At 28.9% G+C, this 20,866-nt stretch carries 12 protein-coding genes and 1 riboswitch; of the genes, 7 read left to right on the top strand and 5 right to left on the bottom strand.

The window, feature by feature from the left end; all coding sequences use genetic code 11:
* Nucleotides 1-386 precede the first annotated feature (386 nt).
* Complete coding sequence (gene cax / locus GOM42_RS07985; RefSeq protein ID WP_057231557.1) at nt 387-1,433, top strand: calcium/proton exchanger; 1,047 nt, start codon at nt 387-389, stop codon at nt 1,431-1,433.
* Between the two features lie 135 nt (nt 1,434-1,568).
* On the opposite strand, the gene GOM42_RS07980 is transcribed toward cax, so the two are convergent.
* The 4 genes from GOM42_RS07980 to GOM42_RS07965 all read right to left on the bottom strand — a co-directional run bounded on the left by GOM42_RS07980 (nt 1,569) and on the right by GOM42_RS07965 (nt 6,183).
* Nucleotides 1,569-2,645, bottom strand: a complete 1,077-nt coding sequence (locus tag GOM42_RS07980; RefSeq protein WP_057231555.1) for a histidinol-phosphate transaminase — start codon at nt 2,643-2,645, stop codon at nt 1,569-1,571.
* A gap of 108 nt (nt 2,646-2,753) precedes the next feature.
* Nucleotides 2,754-3,449: an energy-coupled thiamine transporter ThiT gene (thiT, locus tag GOM42_RS07975; protein ID WP_057231553.1), complete on the bottom strand. Its 696-nt coding sequence runs from the start codon at nt 3,447-3,449 to the stop codon at nt 2,754-2,756.
* A gap of 90 nt (nt 3,450-3,539) precedes the next feature.
* A riboswitch (TPP riboswitch) is annotated at nt 3,540-3,644 on the bottom strand.
* A 95-nt stretch (nt 3,645-3,739) separates the two neighbouring features.
* Nucleotides 3,740-5,053 carry a sodium-dependent transporter gene (locus tag GOM42_RS07970; RefSeq protein WP_003460070.1) on the bottom strand — a complete coding sequence of 438 codons (1,314 nt, stop codon included), beginning with the start codon at nt 5,051-5,053 and terminating at the stop codon, nt 3,740-3,742.
* A 350-nt stretch (nt 5,054-5,403) separates the two neighbouring features.
* The gene (locus tag GOM42_RS07965) at nt 5,404-6,183 is read right to left on the bottom strand and encodes a histidinol-phosphatase (protein ID WP_011590819.1); all 780 of its coding nucleotides are present in this window, start codon (nt 6,181-6,183) and stop codon (nt 5,404-5,406) included.
* 308 nt (nt 6,184-6,491) lie between these two features.
* On the opposite strand from GOM42_RS07965, the gene GOM42_RS07960 reads away from it, so the two are divergent.
* The 4 genes from GOM42_RS07960 to GOM42_RS07945 all read left to right on the top strand — a co-directional run bounded on the left by GOM42_RS07960 (nt 6,492) and on the right by GOM42_RS07945 (nt 14,437).
* Nucleotides 6,492-6,995, top strand: coding sequence for a GNAT family N-acetyltransferase (locus GOM42_RS07960; RefSeq protein WP_003449110.1), 504 nt, complete (start codon nt 6,492-6,494; stop codon nt 6,993-6,995).
* 236 nt (nt 6,996-7,231) lie between these two features.
* Nucleotides 7,232-12,364: a CehA/McbA family metallohydrolase gene (locus GOM42_RS07955; RefSeq protein ID WP_110077152.1), complete on the top strand. Its 5,133-nt coding sequence runs from the start codon at nt 7,232-7,234 to the stop codon at nt 12,362-12,364.
* An 80-nt stretch (nt 12,365-12,444) separates the two neighbouring features.
* Nucleotides 12,445-13,593 (top strand): YibE/F family protein, encoded by a 1,149-nt coding sequence (locus GOM42_RS07950; protein WP_110077151.1) that lies wholly within the window; start codon nt 12,445-12,447, stop codon nt 13,591-13,593.
* Nucleotides 13,594-13,684: 91 nt separating this feature from the next.
* Nucleotides 13,685-14,437, top strand: coding sequence for a hypothetical protein (locus GOM42_RS07945; RefSeq protein WP_003460038.1), 753 nt, complete (start codon nt 13,685-13,687; stop codon nt 14,435-14,437).
* A gap of 51 nt (nt 14,438-14,488) precedes the next feature.
* On the opposite strand, the gene GOM42_RS07940 is transcribed toward GOM42_RS07945, so the two are convergent.
* Entirely contained in the window at nt 14,489-15,115 is a 627-nt protein-coding gene (locus GOM42_RS07940; RefSeq protein ID WP_003449118.1) for a TrkA C-terminal domain-containing protein, read from the bottom strand.
* A gap of 212 nt (nt 15,116-15,327) precedes the next feature.
* On the opposite strand from GOM42_RS07940, the gene GOM42_RS07935 reads away from it, so the two are divergent.
* Entirely contained in the window at nt 15,328-19,764 is a 4,437-nt protein-coding gene (locus tag GOM42_RS07935) for a discoidin domain-containing protein (protein WP_110077150.1), read from the top strand.
* A 112-nt stretch (nt 19,765-19,876) separates the two neighbouring features.
* The gene (locus tag GOM42_RS07930) at nt 19,877-20,827 is read left to right on the top strand and encodes a ribonuclease Z (RefSeq protein ID WP_110077149.1); all 951 of its coding nucleotides are present in this window, start codon (nt 19,877-19,879) and stop codon (nt 20,825-20,827) included.
* Nucleotides 20,828-20,866 lie beyond the last annotated feature (39 nt).

Genomic DNA, 20,866 nt, shown 5'->3' with positions numbered 1-20,866 from the left:
GTCGCAAAATTATGATATTTTAAAATAGTAGAAAAAATATTGCCAAAAATTATTTCATAATGTAGATATGTAATTAATTAAAAGAACGCTTAAAATAGCGTTTTTTTGCTTTTAATAATAATTCTAGAAAAAAGCTCTATAATAAAAGTTGATTCTGAGCATACTAAATATATAATTTAAGTTTTATAAAAAGATAATAGTTATCTTTTTATAGATATAGCTAAGATGTATTTAGTTTTTAATATATTGATAAAATAAAAATTAGTTAAAATATAGATTAATGTTAATATTTTAAATAGGTAAATTAAGAATAATTTGTTAAAATAATTAACAAAAGTGATATAATTATCTTTAGTAAAATTTATTTTATATATGGAGGACTAAAGATGAAAATACTAAAATGGCTTTTAATATTTATTCCTATAAGTATTATAGGTGAATTTATGCATTTTTCTCCAACTCTTATGTTTATATTATCTGCTTTGGCAATAGTTCCTTTAGCAGGTCTTATGGGAGAGGCAACAGAGGAAATATCATTTTATACTGGGCCAAAATTAGGTGGTTTTTTAAATGCTACTTTTGGGAATGCTACAGAACTTATAATTTCATTTTTTGCATTAAAAGATGGTTTGTTTGATGTAGTTAAAGCTTCTATTGCAGGTTCAGTAATAGGGAATATATTATTAGTGCTAGGTGCTAGTATGCTAGCAGGAGGATTAAAATATAAAACACAAAGTTTCAATAAAAAAGTAATGGAAACTAGTTCAAGTATGTTGTTATTTGCTGTTATTGGATTAACAATTCCTGCTATATTTATGCATACAATAAAGCCAGAATTTTTAAACACAAAATATGAAAGTTTAAGTGTAATAGTTGCTATAGTAATGTTTGCTATATACATATTAAGTTTAATATTCTCATTTTTCACTCATAAGGATATATATGCAGTGGAACAAGATGAGGAAGATGGAGAAGCTAAATGGTCATTAAAAAAGTCTATAACAGTGCTTGTTGTAGCTACAGTAATAATTGCCATAGAGAGTGAATTTTTAGTTGGGGCAGTAGAACCAATGACAGAGACTCTTGGGTTAAGTAAGCTTTTTGTAGGTATAATATTAATTCCTATAATAGGTAATGCTGCAGAACACAGCACTGCAATAATAATGGCAATGAAGAATAAAATGGATGTTTCAGTAGAAATAGCTATAGGATCAAGTCTGCAAGTTATTTTATTTGTGGCTCCAGTATTAATATTTTTAAGTCTTATATTTAAGCCTATGAGCATAATATTTAATGCTTTTGAATTAGTAGCTTTAATAGTTTCTGTACTTATAGCTAATAGAATTGTTAATGATGGAGAATCAAATTGGCTTGAAGGGGTACAACTTTTAGCTGTTTACATAATAATAGCAGCTATGTTTATGATCGTTTAAATTAAAAGATTAATTAAATAAAACAGGTAAATTTTAAAAAGTACTTATAATATAAGATATAATTTCAAAAATTAAGAGGTTGCATATATAATTAATAATAAAAATTATGTATATGCAACCTATTAATTTTTTAAATTATAAAAATAAATTTTTAAGATTTTCTATAAGAAGTTTATTATCTTCAGGTTTTAAGACACAAACCCTAAAGAAATATTCATTTAAACCTTCAAAAGAAGAACAGTTTCTTATTATTAATCCTTTTTCTAAAAGTTTATTATAAAGTTCAGTAGCAGTGAACTTTTTAGATGTAATTTTACAAAGTATAAAGTTACTGTAACTTTCATATACCTTTAAGTCCTTTATTGAACTTAATTCTCTAAATAAATAATCTCTTTCTTCTTTTAACTTAGAAGTATTTGAAAGAATATACTCTTTATCCTTAAACATAATTTCTCCCATTGTTGTAGCAAAGATATTTATATTCCACAAATCAAGTTTTTCAACCATTGACTTTTTAATTTTTTTATTAGAAATAAGTCCATAACCTAATCTTATACCTGGAGTTGAGAAAAATTTAGAAGTTCCTCTAATTACAAATAGATTATCAAATATATCAACCAGTGGAGTAGAGGAGTAAATTTCAGGCTCTGTAAACTCAACATAAGTTTCATCAACCATGAATATTGATGAAGTATTTTTTAGTAATAAAGAAATTTCATCCTTTGAAAAGGCGAATCCAGTAGGATTATTAGGATTACAAATTATAACTAAATCAAACTTTGAAGAGTTTATGCTATCTATTAATTTGTTAACATCTATTTTAAAGTTATCTTCTTCTCTAGAAAAAAACTTAGTTATTTCACAATTTATCTTTTCAAGTTCACTTTCATATTCTGAATAAGATGGAGAAAGTAATAAAGCTTTTTTAGGGTTTATAACACTTATAAAAGAGGAGATTAGTTCTGTAGCTCCACTACCAACTATAATATTTTCTTTTTTGCAATGACAATATTGAGAGATTGACTCCTTTAAATCTTTATATTTAGGATCTGGGTATATAGAAACCATATCAATATTATTTAAAATTGCATCTTTAGCTTTTTTAGATGCTCCAAAGGGATTTATATTTGAACTAAAATCTTTAATATCTTTTTTATTTATACCTAATTCATTTGATAAATCAAATAAATTAGCACCATGATTAATACTCATAAGTACCTCCTAAGTTTATATAACTTTTTATCTCTTATCTATAGTATAATTCTTTAATTAAAAAATAAAAAGGTCTAGATTTTAATGAAATCTAGACCTTACTTTATTTTAAGATGCGTATTTGCTTGTTACGCTTTTAGAACTTATGGCTTTAATAAGTCTATTAATAGGTAAAATGCCTAAAAGTACTACACATATTAAACCATCAGCACCTATTAAAGAACCATTTACTAAAAATGAATATAGAATTGGAGACATTCCTTCAGGAGCAAAGGATCCGAAGAAAACAACTCCTGAAATAAAGTGAGCCAAAAATTTTAAAAATATTGCTACTACAGCTCCTGAAATTCTATGATTTTTAAAGAATCCTGCTACCCCTAATGCCATATATGGTATAGGATAATCAAATAATACTTGTACAGGATGAAGGATATATGGATCTATAAATAAGGAAATTATACCAAATAAAAATCCAGTAAGCATTCCAACTAATGGACCATAAGCATAAGCAATAAGTATTATAGGAATCATACTACCTAAAGTTATTCCTCCACCTTGAGGAAATTTATATATCTTTAGCATGTTTAATACAGCAGTAAGTGCTAAAGCAATTCCTATTGTTGTAAGCATTTTTGCATCAAATTTGATATCTTTAGCCTTTATAAGTAAAACTAATATTATTAGGACTCCTATTAAAGTGAGAATTGTTAGTGGATTAGTTACAATCTCCTTAAAATTTCCTCCTAAATTAATTGATGAAAAACTTTGAATAAAATCATTTATTATTTGTGAAAATGACATCATAGTTTTTACCCCCTCCTTAAACTTTAAGTGTGCTTAGAGAGTCTAAAGAATGTAAATAAAAAACCGAATCTAAATATAGATCCGGTTTAAATACAGCCCTAAACGCTTCCCTACGCTGGAATTAACCAGATCAGGTGTTGAGGGTTAATGATAAAATAATCATCTCTCAGCCTAAAGGCACCCCTAGCACATGAAATAATTCTAAGTATATTTTATATGCAAATGACAATTAGGTCAAGTAATATTAATTATTAAATAAAAATTTTTATCAAAACTTACAATGTTTAAATTTAACCTATACCACCATATATTATTCCAAGAATTATTACTAGTATAGTAACTAAGATAAAAATGTATTTCCCTAAAGGAATAAACCATTTTCCAAGTTTTTTATGAGCTCCCTTATTTACTTCTATTAATACATTTTCGCCACCAATAATATAGTAGAATACAACAGCTACCAATAAAGCACAAAGTGGAGAAATTATTATTGTAATAAGATTTGAGAAGTTATCAAAGATTCCCATATTTAATGATAAAGGTATTCCACATAAAAAACAAAGGACTGATATTATAATTGAAGTTTTTATTCTATTTGACTTAAAGTGAGCCATGAAAGCTTCAACAGGCCCCTCTAACATATTTACAGAGGATGAAATAGCAGCAAATATTACACTAAGAAAAAATAATGTACTTAGTAAGGCACCAAAATTCATACCTTGAAATATTTTTGGTAAAGTTATAAACAATAAAGATGGCCCAGATGAAGGATTTAATCCATATGCAAAAACTGCTGGCATAATCATAAAAGATGCTAAAAGGGCAGCCAAAGTATCAAATATGGCAGTTTGTATTGCAGATGATGGAATATCAAATTTATCATTTATATAACTACCATAAACAACCATACCGCATCCATTAAGGGAGACTGTGAAAAATGCTTGGCCAAGAGCCATTACCCAAGTATCTATTTTAAATAAGTTTTCCCATCTTGGAACTAATAGATATTTGACTCCTTCAAAAGATCCTGGTAAAGTTAGAGATCTTATGATTAAAATTATAAAAATTAAAAGAAGTAGTGGCATAACTATTTTGTTTAATTTTTCTATACCACGGTCTATTCCTAAAGAAACTATTATTAAAGTTAATATTATTGCTAGGGAAAACCAAAAGATTGTATTAGGTGTACCAGCAAAATTACTAAAGTAAGTAGTAGTATCAATAGTATTAATAGATCCAGTTAAACTTAAGAAAAAGTATTTAAGAATCCAACCTATTACTATAGAGTAGAATATAAAAACTCCTGTTAATCCTATAGGAGGGAGCATACCAAAGAATTTTCCTCCCTTTAATGATTTACTTTTAAAAGATTCAACTATACCAGTATATGAACCTGCTTTAAACTTTCTACCAAAGGAAAATTCAGTTATAAGACCTGTAGTTCCAAGTATAAAAACAAATAAAAAGTATGGTATTAAGAAAGCAGCACCTCCATATTGACCAAGTCTGTAGGAGAATAACCATATGTTACCAAGACCTAAAGCAGCGCCAACACAGGATATTACAAATCCAAACTTTCCAGTAAAATTTTCTCGTTCTTTCATTTAAAATACCTCCTAGATTTTTATATAAATATAAAAAAATAGGTCATATAGTTAAACTATACGACCTATAGGGTATTAAAACTCTTTATTAAGGCCATATAGTATTACCTATGTGACCTATCTTTATAACGAAAATTAAGCCATCATAGATACAATCCAAAATTCCTTTGGAGTTTGTATCTATGACTGCATATATTCAATCATAAATACAAACTATCTATAATAGCAATAATAAGAATTATTAAGTTTTGCTTTTATTAAGTTTGTACTATTTATCATAAAAAATTCTCCTAAAAACAAATTTACATTGATTATATACCTAAAAATATTAAAATGCAAGGTTTTAATTGTTAAATATTATCAATAATGTTTAAATTAAGATTGTTAGTAAGGGTATAGGCATAATCCATAGTATTATCCCAAAGATCACAAGGAGTGTGACAATCAGAGTTAATTATGGTTTTAACCTTTGCTAAAGAAACCTTATTCCAAAACTTTTCATAGGGATAAGGGAATCTTTCTCCATCAGAATATTTTTTCTTTCCTCTTCTAATACCGTTTGCATTAAATTCTAATATGAAATCATATTTTTTTGCTGTATCAATAATTAAATTACAGGCTTTATCACAATTTTCGTCCCAAGGAAAATCATTTATAAAGATTAAATCAGGGTGAGCTACAAAGTCAAAGTATCCACTTTTTATACCAAGACAAATACTTTTAGCATATTCTATATACTCTTTAGTACTTTTTAAGGAATATGTATTTTTCAATTCGCCATTTTCAGTTAAAAATAAGTGTTGACCTAGAGCTAAGTAATCAAATTTGAGCTCATTTTTTAGGTAATTATAATAAAAATCATCTGAAGGCAAATATTCTATTTCCAAACCAATTTTAATCTGAATAAAATTTTTAAATTTTATTTTAAGTTTTTCTAAAGTAGTCTTATATTCCTCAAGTTCGTTAAAGTTCATTCTAAGATTAAATCTATTATCTGGATAAGGACCATGATCACTAAATCCTAAAATATCTAAGTTGTTTTTTATAGCTGCATCAATATAATCCTTATCTTCTCCCTTAGCATGTTTACATCTTTTAGTATGGGTATGAAAATTAATTTTTTTTAACATAAATTCCACTTCCTCTCCTCAAATAGAGTATATCAAAAAAGCAAATAAAAGATAAATATTAATAAATTTTAAACAGAAAAATGTTAACAGAAAATTCTTTGACTTTTTCTTTTGAATAAAATAAAATTATTCCACGATAAGTAATGAACCATATTTAAAGCAGATAGTTTACAAAGGAAACTTTATCTAATTAAAGTTATTTTATTATTAATATTTAAAGGAGATATGAACATGGGGTAAAATTTTGATTTAATTTTTTGAATAAAACATTATTTTAAATTAATTTATTAGAAGAGGTAAAAAGAGGAATGAAAATAAGATTAATAGAAGAACATGAATTAAACAAGGTTAAAAGTATTTATGATAATGTTGTAAAAGAAATGAATTTAAGAGGACTTTATAATTGGAACGAAAGTTATCCCAATACTGAAATAATTTTTAAGGATATCTCTAATAAACATCTTTATGGAATAGAAGCTTCTGGAGAAATAGTAGCTGTTGCAACTATTAATGATTATGCTTATGATGTTTATAATGATATTGCATGGCAAGTTGATGGACCATTTTTGTCATTTCATAGAATAGCTGTTTCACCATCTCACAGGGGAAAAGGATATGGAAGAAAAATGATAGATTTTGTAGAAGAAATGGCAAAGGAAAAAAAGTGCAATTCCATAAGAATTAGTGCTTATCATAAAAATGAAAATGCAGTTAATTTATATAAAAACTTAGGATATGTACATGTAGGAGAAATGATGTCTATGAGAGATATAGTAGAACCTTTCTTATGTCTTGAAAAATCAATAATGTGATTATGATATGAACCAATTTATAGTTTTAAATAGACTATGAATTGGTTTTTTTATTGTTAAATTTGCATTAAGGTTATGTAAAGTGAGAATAATGAGTTTTTTTTATGAATAAACATATAATGAATGCTATGAAAAAAATAGGGTAAAAGATTAAAAAATGTAGTTATTACTCTATATATGTTGAAAAGAGGGGAGGGAAAATTAGCATTTAAAAATTTGTTTCAAGGGGGATTCATATGAAAAAGGATTATAAGATTTTAATAACTAAAGCATTATCCTTAAGCATGGTAGGAAGTTTATTTACATCTTATCCTACTTTTGCTAAGGAAATTAAGATACAAGAGGGAGACTTAATAATATCTGAATATTTACATGGACCATCTAATTCAAAGGCTATTGAAATATTTAATGGAACAGGGGAAGGAATAAATCTTTCTAATTATGATTTGGCTGTATATTCAAATGGAAAATATGAGGGAAGTCCAGTTTCTCAAGGGTTAGAAGATAAGATTATAGAAAGTGGAGAGACTTATGTAATTTACAATAACCAAGGGAAAGATGAAAAATTTACTGAGATTATAAATGATTTAGAAAATAAATTAGGGGTAGGAAGCCAAACAGTAGGTTTCAATGGTGATGATGTTGTATTACTTAGAAAAAATACTGGAAATGGATACGAAATAATAGACTCCTTTGGAGCTAAGACAGAAAAAGATAAAAAGTTTTATGATAGTAAACTCATAAGTGCTAGAAGAAAATCTGAAATAAAAGATGGTGAAAATAACATAGATAAAACACCATTTGATGTTTCTATTCAATGGGATGTAGATACAGAAAATTTATATGATGATTTAGGAAAGCATGATATTTCATGGAGTGAAGGAGAAAATCCTTCAGGAAAAGTTCTTAAGGTAAAGGAAGCAAGAAATAAAAACTTAGGAGAGGAAGTTACTACAAGAGGTGTTGTAACTTTTAATGATAGAAATAAAACTCTCCATATACAGGATGAAACAGGAGCTATTGCAATTTCAAACTTTAAATCAGGAGTGGATTTTGGAGCAATAACTAAGGGGAATAAGATTGAAATAAGTGGCACATTAGATAATTTTAATGGATTACTTCAAGTACAAGCTACTGATATAAAAGTCTTAGGAGATTTAGGAATGCCTGATCCTAAGTTAGTTACTATTAAGGAATTAAAAGAGTCAAATTTTGATTCTCATTATATTGAGTTGAAAAATACAGTAGTTGATTTAGAAGCTAAAACATTAACACAAGGAGAGGATGTTTTAGATATTTACTTTATACCTTCAGGTTTAGAGGTTAAAACAGGAGATTTAGTAGATGTAAAAGGCGTTATTGGAAGATTCAATGATAAAGTTCAACTTTATGGTTCTTCAGCAGAGTTTACAAAAATAGTTGAAGATAATGAAAGTCCTGTAATAACTCATAAAAAAATTGAAAAGGCCAATATAAACGAAGATTTAAACATTGAAGCTAAAGTAAGTGATAATAATAAATTAGAAGAGGTATCTATTAGCTTTAAGGGAAAAGAGGATACTGAATTTAAAAAAGTAGTATTAAAAGAGGAAGATGGAATATTTAAAGCTTTAATACCTAAGGAAGATTTAAAAGCTTCTGGAATGGAATATTATATTGAAGCTAGTGATGGTAAAAATATTTCAAGAGTACCAGAAAGTGGAGTATATGCTTTTCAGGTAGTAGACGAAGACTTAAGTGGACCTGAGGTTAAGAATGTTTTACCTAAGGAAAACTCAAGTGTAGGAGAAAACAGAAAACCTATTATAAGTGGAGAATTTATAGATAATTCTGGAGTAAATGTAGAAAGTGTAAAAATTAAATTAGATAATGAAGATATAACTAAAGTAGCTAAAATAACAGAAACTGGTTTTTTATATGAGATTGAGAAAGACTTAGAGGATGGAGAACATAGAGTAGAAGTTAGTGTAAGTGATTCTTTAGGAAATAATAGGGTGAAAGAATGGAAGTTTAGAGTAGGAAAGATAAATCATTATTATGGACAACTACATTCACATACTAATATTTCAGATGGAACTGGAAGCTTAGAGGATGCTTATAAATGGGCAAGAGATGAAGGTAAGGCTGATTATTTTGCCGTAACAGACCATTCAAACTGGTTTGATAATGATACTGAAGCCAATATAAATGATGGATCAATGAGTAAAGCTTGGACTAATGCTCAAAATATATCTGATAAATATAATGATGATGGTAACTTTGTTGCTATGTATGGTTATGAAATGACTTGGTCAGGATCTACTGGAGGATGGGGACATATAAATACATTTAATACTCCAGGATTTGAAACAAGAAAAAATAGTGATATGAATTTAAAAAATTATTATAATACTATTTCTCAATTACCAGAGTCAGTTTCTCAATTAAATCATCCAGGAAAGACTTTTGGCGATTTTGCAGACTTTAGTTTTTATAGCGAAGGAGCAGACAAGGTAGTTAATTTAATAGAGGTTGGAAATGGAGAAGGACCGGTGAGAGGCAGTGGATATTTCCCAAGCTATGAATATTATACAAGAGCTTTAGATAAGGGATGGCATGTTGCTCCTACTAATAACCAAGATAATCATAAGGGAAAATGGCTTACAGCAAATGATGCTAGAACAATAATATTATCAGAAGAAAATTCAAGGGATGCTTTATATAAAGCTATGAACAAAAAGCAAGTGTATTCTTCAGAGGATAAGAATATGACTATTGATTATACTGTTAATAATCAAATAATGGGAAGCAATTTAGGTGAAGTAGAAGACTTAGATTTTAATATAGAAATAAATGATGAGGATAAAGAGGATACTATAAAGAAAGTTTCAATAATAGCTAATGGGGGAGTAGAGGTTATTTCAAAGGAATTTAATAGCAATAAAGTTTCTTGGAATTTTAAGCTTAAACCTGAATATAGCTACTATTATGTGAAAGTAGTACAAGGAGATCAAGATATTGCAGTTACAGCTCCAGTATGGATTGGGGAAAATGTAAATGTAGGATTAAATGAATTAAAAACTGATAAAGATATGCTTTTAGTTGGTGACGAGGCTAAATTCTCAATAGAAGTTTATAATAATAGTTCTGAAAGATTAAACAATATAAAGGTTGAATTCTTCAATGGAGAAATTTCAGATGAGAAGAAAATTGGAGAAGAAATTATAGAAAGCTTAGAAGGAAATAGCTTAAAGGAAAGTTCTATAACATGGCAACCTGAAAGAGTAGGAGAATTTACTATTTATGCAAAAGCTACAATTTCAATAAATGGAACAGACAAGACATTTACTAAGAGTTCTAAGATAGAAGTTGTAAATGAAGGTGATGTTTATAAGGTAATGATAGATGGAGCTCATGCTAATCAATATGTAACAGGAAACTATGCAGGAAAAATAGATGCTTTTGAAAAGTTATTAACAGAAAATGATTGTATTCCTATAATAAACAAAGAAGAAATAACAGAGAAATCTTTAGAAAATGTTGACTTATTAGTTATAACTGACCCTCAAGGAATTGATGAGCCTAAGTATGAAGTTTACAAAAGTAATTTTACAGATTCAGAAATTGACGCAATAGGAAAATACATGGATAAGGGTGGAAATATAATCATTACATCAAGGGCAGATTATAAAGATGGAGTTGGAGAGTATAGTAATGGTGCTCAATTAAATCCTATTTTAGAGAAGATAAATTCAGAGTTAAGAGTAAATGATGACCAAGTTGCAGATTATGAAGTTAATGAGGGACAACAATTTAGACTTATGTTAAATAAGTATTCTTCTCCTAACTTTAATCTCGTTGAAGGATTAGGTGAAGAGGATAAATTTAGCTTCTATAGTGGATCATCAGTAGTATTAAAGGATGGAGCTAAGGGAGAAAAGGTTGACTTCTTAGTAAGTGGTCATGAATCTACAGGAACAGATGATTCAGATAAACAAGGGGATAATGTTCCAGTAGAAAAAGGACAAGTTAATGTTTTAGCAGTAGAAGAATTATCTAATGGAGGAAAGGTAGCCGTAGCTGGAAGTACTTTCTTCTCAAACTTTGAAATAGATGGAACTAATGCTGAAAGTAAAAGCAATAGTAAGGTAACAAAAAATATAATAAATTGGATGTTGCCTGAAAAAGAATTAGAAAAGCTTACTATTAAAGAATTTAGAGAAGATAAAAATAATGATGGAGAACCAGATAGATTAGGAGAAGAGTATGTTTTAGAGGGAATAGTAACAGCTCAGTCAGAGGCTGTAGAACCTAAAAATGCTTTCTTTGAAGTTATATACATTCAAGATGAAACTGGTGGAATAAATGTTTTTGGTGTTTCTAATACTCCTGTAAAAGTTGGACAAAAAGTAAGAGTTAAGGGAAGAGTAGAAGCATACCAAGGTGAATTTGAAATACAAATAAGTGATGAAAGTGCAGATTTAGAGATAATTGATGAAAATATAAATGAAGTTAGTCCTAAAGAAATGAGCACTGGGGATAGTATGCTTCATGAAAATGAAGGATGGTTAACAAAGGTAACAGGCAAAGTTGTTAACATGGATGATAGCAATCTTTACTTAGATGATGGTTCAGGAGTTTCAAGAATATATGTTGAAGGATATATATGGGATGGAATAAATGAAAATATGAAAGGTAAATGGGATCCAAGAATAAAAGTTGGTGATACTGTTTCAGCAATAGGACTTAGCTCAGAAGACCCAGAGGGCAATAGATTAAGAGTAAGAAATACTGGAGAAATTGTTCTTCAGGAAGAAGAAAATCTTGGAGTTATAAATACTGAAATTACAAGTGATAAAAATGAAATAAAAGAAAATGAAAAAATAAGCTTATTAGCTAAAGTAGAAAATAGCACTAAGGAAGCTTTAGAAAATGTAACTTTAAAAATCTTTGCTAACAATGGTGAAAATGAAGTTTTATTAAAAGAAGAAAAAATAGATTCTTTAGGTGTTAATGAATCTAAGGAATTAACTTTTGAACATGCTTTTGAATTAGAGGGTAGATATAGTATAGGAATAAGGCTTTTTAATTCTGAAGGAAATGAAATAAAAAGTGAGAATAAAGAGTTTTCGCTAGTTGTTTTAAAAGAAATTAATGGTGGAGATTCTGATAATAATGGAGATGCCAATAATGGTGGAGATTCAAATAATGGATCAGGAAATGATTCAGGTGAAGAAAATAAACCAGGCACAGATAAACCTAATACAGAGAAACCAGAAGAATTACCTAACACTGGTAATAGAATGAATGCTAACATGCTTATGGGCTTTGGAGCTTTATACTTAGTTTTAGGATTTTATATGGTTTCTAAAAGAAAAAAAGTAAGATAAATAATTTATTAAGTTTTTAGGGCTGGCCTTCTTTAGGTCAGCCTCAATAATAAGTAAGTTAGGGTAGTAGGAGAAATATTATGAAAAATAGTAAAAAGAGTATTATTTTTATTATAAGTACAGTTTTAATATCTTTTTTAATTATAGGATTTTCAAGATTTATATTTGATAATGGCTTTATGAAGGATAGACTAAATAAAAATGTTAAATATTATGAAGGAAAAGTAAAGAGAATAACTAAAGAGATGTTAGAAGGAGATAAATACATAGAGGGTATAGAGCTAGGATATCAAAATATAGTCATAGAAATTTTAGAGGGACCAGAAAAGGGGAAGGAATATGAAATCGTAAATAATATTAGCAGAATATACAATATGCCAGTTGAGGAAGATACTAAAGTAATTCTAGGTTTCTTTTATGAGAAGGACGAAATAAAAGATATAGCTGTTTATAGTTATAAAAGGAGCAACATAATATTTTTGCTAGTACTATTATTTGTAATAGTCATAATTGGAGTAGGTGGAATAAAGGGAATAAAATCATTAGTTTCACTGTTTTTTACTTGTGTTTGTATAATATTTTTAATGATTCCACTAATGTTAAGAGGGGTAAATCCAATATTAGCAGCAATTTTTTCAGCACTTATAAGTATTATTGTTACATTGGTTTTAGTTTCTGGAATAAATAAAAAAACTTTTACTGCTATTTTAGGAACCTTAAGTGGAATAATTATATCAGGGGTAATAGCAATAAGTTTTGGAAAACTTGCAAATTTATCAGGTATTAGTATGGAAGAAGCTGAAAGTATGATGTATATAGCTGAAAATACTTCCTTAAATATTCATGGAATAATGTTTGCAGCTATATTAATAGCATCCTTAGGAGCAGTTATGGATGTTGCTATGTCTATTTCCTCATCAATTTTTGAAATAAATGATATTAATGATACTTTAAATAAAAGGGAATTATTTAAAAGTGGAATGAATATAGGAAAGGATATAATAGGAACAATGGCTAATACATTAATATTAGCCTTTGCTGGAGGGTCCTTAAATACAATAATAATGTTATATGCTTCTAATATGAGTAAAAATCAAATATTAAATTTAGATGTGCTTTGTATAGAAGTTATCCAAGGACTTGCAGGCAGCATAGGAATTATACTTACAGTGCCAATAACAGCTTTTATAGCAAGTTATTTTTGTAAGTTGAATTTAAAAAAAGTGTAAAAGGTCTTTCAAATCAGGGATATAATATGATAGTATAAAAATCTAGACATTATTAATTGAGAATATTTAAGACTAAATGAGGAGGACAAGAATGAGCAAACAAAAGAAAGAGTTTCTTATGATTGGAATTGGATTAATAGGATTATCTCTAGTTTTACATTACGTGCATTATCTTATATTTCAAGATTTACATCATACACTAATATTTCTTTTTGCAGATATAGCCTTTATACCTATGGAAGTATTCTTTACTACTTTAGTAATTGATAAATTACTTGAAAAGAGGGAGAAAGAGCATTTAAGGGATAAGCTAAGTATGCTTATAGGAGTATTTTTTAGTGAATTAGGAACAGATATTTTAAATACATTTGTTTATGCAGATGATAATACAGAAATAATTGCTAAAGAGGCCTTAGTAACTAAGGAATGGAACAAAAATGAATTTAAGAATTTAGAAAAATTAGTAGATGAATATGAGTATGATATAGATATTAAAAAGGTGGACTTAATAGCTTTAGAAAAGAAATTAAATGCTCAAAAGGATTTAGTTATAAACTTAATAACTAATCCCATGTTAATAGAGCATGAAGAGTTTTCAGACATGCTTATGTCAATATTACATCTAAGAGAAGAACTAAGTAGTAGATGTTCTCATGAATTAGAAGAGTATGAAATAAAACATTTAGCAAAAGATATAAATGTTGCTTATAAGTATTTAACCTTTGAATGGATTCAGTACATGAAACAATTAAAAGCTAATTATCCACAATTATTCTTAAAAGCCTTAATTACAAATCCTTTTGATAAAAGATCATTAAAGGAAAAAGAATGTAGTTATTTATAAAAAAAGAAGTATGATATATCCTCTTAAGGTCATATCATACTTCTTTTTTAGTTATTCATTATTTGATATGTAGTTTTTTACATTTTTTAAAACTTCATCTTCACCAACATACATTATTATATCATCAGCCATTATTTTGAAATAAGGTCCTGGAGAAAGGAACATTTCTCCTTTTCTTTTAACTCCTATTATAGTTGCCTTTGTATTTTGCCAAAAGTCTAGATCTCCAATGCTTTTTCCAACAGCAAAGCTTTCACTTTCAACAATGCTTTCAAAGGGTATAACAGTCCCTACATTCCTAAGTTGCGTAGCAAATTCAATTATATTTTCTATGTTTTTTTCAAGTTGCTTGTCTAATTCGTTCTTAGCTTTTAATATTTTATAAGTATCATTACTTAGGGTTGTAAAGTCAGATTGAGCTTTAAACTTGCTTAAAAAGTCCTTGGCATTTTCTTTACTATTTATGATTATTCCACTTTTTTCATTAACAGATACTACGTTCATATCCTTAAGTAAGGCCACTGAGCGTCTTATAGTTTCTGGTGAAACTTTATATATGCTAACTAGGGTTGTACGACCTGTAATTTTACTTCCTTCTTTAAAATCATTATTTAAAACTCTATTAGCTATATCAATAGCTATTTTTATGTAGTTTGGCGTTTTTGTACGTTTAGCCATTATAATATCACGCTCCATAGGATTAATATATTGCACTAAATTGATTTTATCACTTAGATAATGGCTTTGTAAATTATAAAGGATGTTTTTAGTAAAAAATAAGAGTAGAAAATAAAATTTAATCAACATATATATTAAAAATTATTCATATATATTTAATGTATTGAATAAATATGGTACTTAGAATAGTGTGAAAATTTGGGGGTGGAATTTTGTTAAAGAATAGAGAGAGGATGAAAAGGTTAATAGCTTGTGGAATAGCAGCAAGTATAGTTTCAGTTAATGGATTATCTGTTCTTGCTTCTGAGTTAAATAAGTCAGATAAAGTTAATTTAGCTTTAAACAAAAAAACTGTTGCCTCTTCAAGAGAAGTTAATGACAAATGGGGTGCAGAATTAATAACTGATGGTATTAAGGATAAGCCAAGTGATCCAAATGCTAAGCCAGGAAATTCTAGGTGGGCTAGTTCAAGAAGTGTACCACAATGGATATACATTGATTTTGAAGAAGCAACAACCTTTGATCAAGTTGATATACTTTGGGATGGTGCATATTCAAGAAATTATAAATTAGAGGTTTCTAATGATGGGGAAACTTGGGAAGAAGTTTACGCAACTAGTGAGGGGAAAGGAAATCAAGAGTCTATAAATCTTGGAGAAGATATAACTGCTAATTATTTAAGAGTTAGTTGTGAAGATACAACTCATGAATGGGGAAATGTATCAATATATGAAGTTGAGGTTTATGATAACGAAAATGAGGAAAATGTAACTCCTCCAGAAACAGAGATAGGAGTTAATATTGCTTTAAATAAAACTGCTACGGCATCAGCATCAGAAACTAATACACTTACTCCAGATAAAGTTGTAGATGGAGATACATCTTCAAGAAATTCAAGATGGTCAAGTGGAGGATTTTCTAATGGTGCTAAACAGTGGATAACTATTGACCTAGAAAAGGAAAGCACTTTTGACAAGGTTAGATTATTCTGGGAAGCTGCCAACGCTAAGGTCTATGAAATTCAAACTTCTAATGATAATGAAAATTGGAAAACAGTTCATAGAAACGAAGCTGGAAAAGGTGGCACTGAGGTTATAGAATTAAGTGAAAAAGAAAATGCAAGGTATGTAAGAGTTTATTGTGAAAAAAATAATCCATCAGTATGGAATGCAGTATCTTTATATGAAGTAGAGATATATAATGGAGAGATTCCTTCATCTGGTGATTTAGATGAAGTTTTAAACTCATTAGAAGTTCCTACTATAAATAAGGGGGACTCTAAACTTCAAATGCCAGAGGTTCCAAAAGGGTTTGAGATAAAATTTATTGGGGCAGATTATAATCAAATAATAAATGATGATATGACCATAAATGAACCTTTAGTAGATACAAAGGTAGTTGTGGATTTTGAAATAAAAAAAGGCAGTCTAAAAAGAGAAACTACTGGTATTGAAATAACTGTACCTGGTAAATATTCTGGTTCTTTAGGAAGTAATACTAAGCCAGAAGTAGTTCCAAGTTTAAGAGAATGGGTTGGAAAAGATGGAAACTTTACTATAAGAGATTCTTCAAGAATAGTTATTGATCCTACCTATGAAAATGAACTAAGCAAAACTGCAAGTGAATTTAAATCTGATTATGAGGAGATAGTTGGTAAACCAATTGAAATAGTTTACTCAAGTTCACCTGTAGAAGGAGATTTTTATTTTACTTTAAATTGTGAAGATACGAGTATTGGAGAAGAAGGATATTATATGTATGTAGATGAGTACGTGAAAGTTGAAGCTACTCACAATACAGGAGCTTTCTACTCAACTAGATCAATACTTCAAATATTAAAGCAAAATGGAGAAACTATTCAAAAAGGAATAGTTAGAGACTTCCCAAGATATGAAAATAGAGGATTTATGCTTGATGTTGGAAGAAAATTCTTTACAATGGATTATTTAGAGCAGTTTATGGAAGCTATGTCTTGGTACAAATTAAATAACTTCCAAGTTCATTTAAGTGATAACTATATTTGGACTAATAATGAGAATTGGGAAACTGCTTATGCTGCTTTTAGATTAGAATCTGAAACATATCCAGGTTTAACAGCAACAGATGGAAGTTATACTAAAGAAGAATTTAGAGAATTTATAGAAAAGTCTGGGGATCATGGAGTAGAAATTATTCCAGAAATAGATGTTCCTGCTCACTCCTTAGCATTTACTCGCTATGATCAATCTTTAGCCTTAGGTACAGGAGGAGATGCAACTTATTTAGATGTAGGTAATCCAAAGGTTTATGATTTTGTAGATGGATTATTTGATGAATATTTAGGAGGAGAAAATCCAGTCTTTGGAGATCAAGATTTCCATATTGGAACAGATGAGTATAAGGGAGCACCTGAGAAAAAAGAAGAATTTAGAGCATTTACAGATAGATATCTTAAAAGAGTAAGAGATGATTATGGTAGAAATCCAAGACTATGGGGAAGTTTAGATGTTTTCCCAGGACAAACTCCTGTAACTAGCGATGGAGTCCTTATGAATATATGGTATAGGGGATATGCTGATGCTAGAAATATGATAAATCAAGGATATGATATTTTAAATACACAGGATGCAGATCTTTATATAGTTCCAGAAGCAGGTTACTATAATAACTATCTTAACACAAGATTTTTATATAATGAGTGGGAACCAAGAAGATTTGCTTCAGATTACAAACTTCCAGCAGGACATCCTCAATTAAAGGGAGGAATGTTTGCTGTATGGAATGATATGATAGATGAAAAAGCCAATGGAATATCTGAAAGAGATATTTATGATAGATCATTCCAGGCAGCTCAAGTTTTATCAGAAAAAATGTGGGCGGCACCTGATAGTGAAACAAGCTTTGAAGAGTTTAAAGAAAGAGTAGACAAAGTAAGTGATGTTCCAGATTCTAACTTAACTTATGATGTGGAATCTAAAACTGAAACTGTAATTGATTATGACTTTGAAGACGAGGCTACAGAAAATATTAAAGATAGTTCTGGAAATGAATATAATGCTACAGGAACAAATGTAGAATCTGTAGAAGGTAAAGAAGGAAAAGGAATTAAATTAAGTGGAGGAGAAAGTTATATTGATACTCCAATTGATAACAAAGGTTTAGACTATACAGTTTCTATGTGGGTGAAGAAAGATGCAAATGGAGATTATAGTGAGCAAATATTATCAGAATCTAACACAGGGGTATTAAAGGCTTGTCAAAAAGAAACTGGTAATGTTGGTTTCTCAAGAGAAGGATATGACTATTCATTTAATTATAAATTACCAGAAGATGAATGGGTTGAGTTAACCTTCATTGGAGAATTAAATAAAACAAGTCTTTATGTAAATGGAGAATTTATAGAAACTATAAATAAGAGTAATGGTGGTAAGGTAGGAACATTTATTTTACCTTTAGATAAAATAGGAAGTTCAACTAATTCCTTTAAGGGTAGCATAGATGAAATTACTATTAAGGATGGTGCTCATAAAATTGTAGATCCTACAGTTATACATCAAGAGCAAATGAGTGCAACTGCTAGCAGTGAGCATCCTAATATAGGATCAGAGGGAATAGCTGATTTTGCTATAGATGGAGATGAAAGTACTATATGGCATACTAAATGGAGTCCTGTAGAAGCATTACCTCAACACATTACTTTAGACTTAGGTGGAAGTTATAATATAAATAAATTTACTTATATGCCAAGACAAGATGCCTTAAATGGTAGTATAAGTAGATATGAATTCCAAGTTAGTACTGATGGAGAAAACTTTACAAAGGTTTTAGAGGGAGATTGGACTGCTGACCATAGTACTAAGGTATTAAAATTTGATCCAGTAGAAGCTACTCATGTAAGATTAGTGGCTAAAGCTGGTCATGGTGGATTTGCCTCAGCTGCTGAATTAAATGTTCATCAAGTTTTAGAGGTTCCAGAGGAAAATGTGGGTCAAAGTTTCTTAACTTTACCTGAAAGTGTTAAAGTAAATGAGAATTTTGATGTTTTCTTAGGTGCTAATGAAATAAAAGAAGATTTATCAGCTTATGCAGCAGAATTTACTTTAAAATATAATCAAGAAGTATTTGATTTAGTTGAAGTTACAAATGGAATAGATGGAGTTTTAGTAAATTATAAAGAATTAGAACCAGGCGTAGTAAAAATATTAGCTGCTAGTTTAGGAAATCCTATAGAAAATGCTGAAAACTTAGTAAAGGCAACACTTACTCCTAAGAGTGAATCAGAAAGAGAAATTTTTGAAGTAATTTCAGCAAACTTAGGTGATGGAGAAAATGGAAAGGTTTATGAATTAGGATTAACAAGTGGAGAGGTAGCAGTAGGCAAAGGTAGTGCAGAGATAATTGTTAACCCAGTAGAAAACTTTGTGGCTTCAGAGGTTAGTAGAAAATATGTAAATGTAACTTGGGAAGCTCCGAAGACAACTGAAGGTTTAGAAGGATATATTTTATATAAAGATGGTAAAAAGGTTGGAGAAGTTGGTGCTGATGAGACAACTTATAAATTCAAAGGCTTAAATAGACACACAATTTACAACTTTAAAATAGCTGCTAAGTATTCAAATGGAGAAATTTCTAGTAAGAAGTCAATAACTTTAAGAACAAGCAGAAATTAGAGAAATAAAAAAATAAGAAAAAGACCAGAATCTTTGATTTTGGTCTTTTTTTATAATAAATATTATTTTGCTATATAATATAATTAGTTATAGAAAGAGAGGATTGATTAACATGTTAAATGTAACCTTGTTGGGAACAGGGGGAGGCATGCCTATGCCAAATAGATTTTTATCATCAGTTGTTATGAATTTCAAGGGAAGAAAAATTCTTTTAGACTGTGGAGAGGGAACACAGGTTGCCATGAGAGTAAATGGAACTGGATTTAAAAGTATAGATATTATTTGTATAAGTCATCTTCATGGAGATCATATATATGGATTACCAGGATTACTTTCTACAATTGGGAATAGTGGAAGGGTAGAAGAAATATATATAATAGGACCTAAGGGAATAAAAGAGGTTATAGATGGATTTTTAATAACTCTTCCATATCTTCCATATAAACTTAACGTACTAGAAGATGTAAGTGATTTAGAATTCATGGTTAAAAAAGAAAAAATGGAATTAGTTGAATTGAATGAAAAAATAAGTTCGGATTTAAGTATAAAAACTCTAGAATTAGACCATTCCTCTCCTTGTTTAGGATACTCTTTTAATATAAGGAGAGGAAGAAAATTTAATGTAGAAAAAGCTTTAATGAATAAAGTTCCAAAGGAATTGTGGTCTAAACTCCAAAGAAATGAGGAAGTTAGTTTAAATGGAGTTAAATATTATAGTTACATGGTCTTAGGAGATGAAAGAAAGGGAATAAAACTAAGTTACACAACAGATACAAGACCTATAGAGGATATACCAGGTTTTATAAAGGAAAGTGATTTATACATATGTGAAGGGACTTATGGAAGTGAAGAGGATATGCATAAGGCCATAAAAAATAAACATATGACTTTTAAGGAGGCACCTAATTTAGCTAAAAGAGGTCAGGTAAAGGAATTATTATTAACTCATTTTAGTCCATCTATTAATGATCCAAAGGAATTTATAAATAATGCAAGAGAAGTATTTGAAAATTCCCATGCTGGAAGTGATGGAGAGGAAAGAATTTTAAATTTTAAAAAATAATTAAAATAAAATGTTTAAAAATTCCAATAAATGTTATAA

This window comes from Clostridium sp. 16K-1-R1 (assembly GCF_023921145.1).
Classification (GTDB): Bacteria; Bacillota; Clostridia; order Clostridiales; family Clostridiaceae; genus Sarcina; species Sarcina perfringens.
Note: the sequence above shows the minus strand (reverse complement) of the source record. Positions and strands in the feature narration are given on the sequence as shown.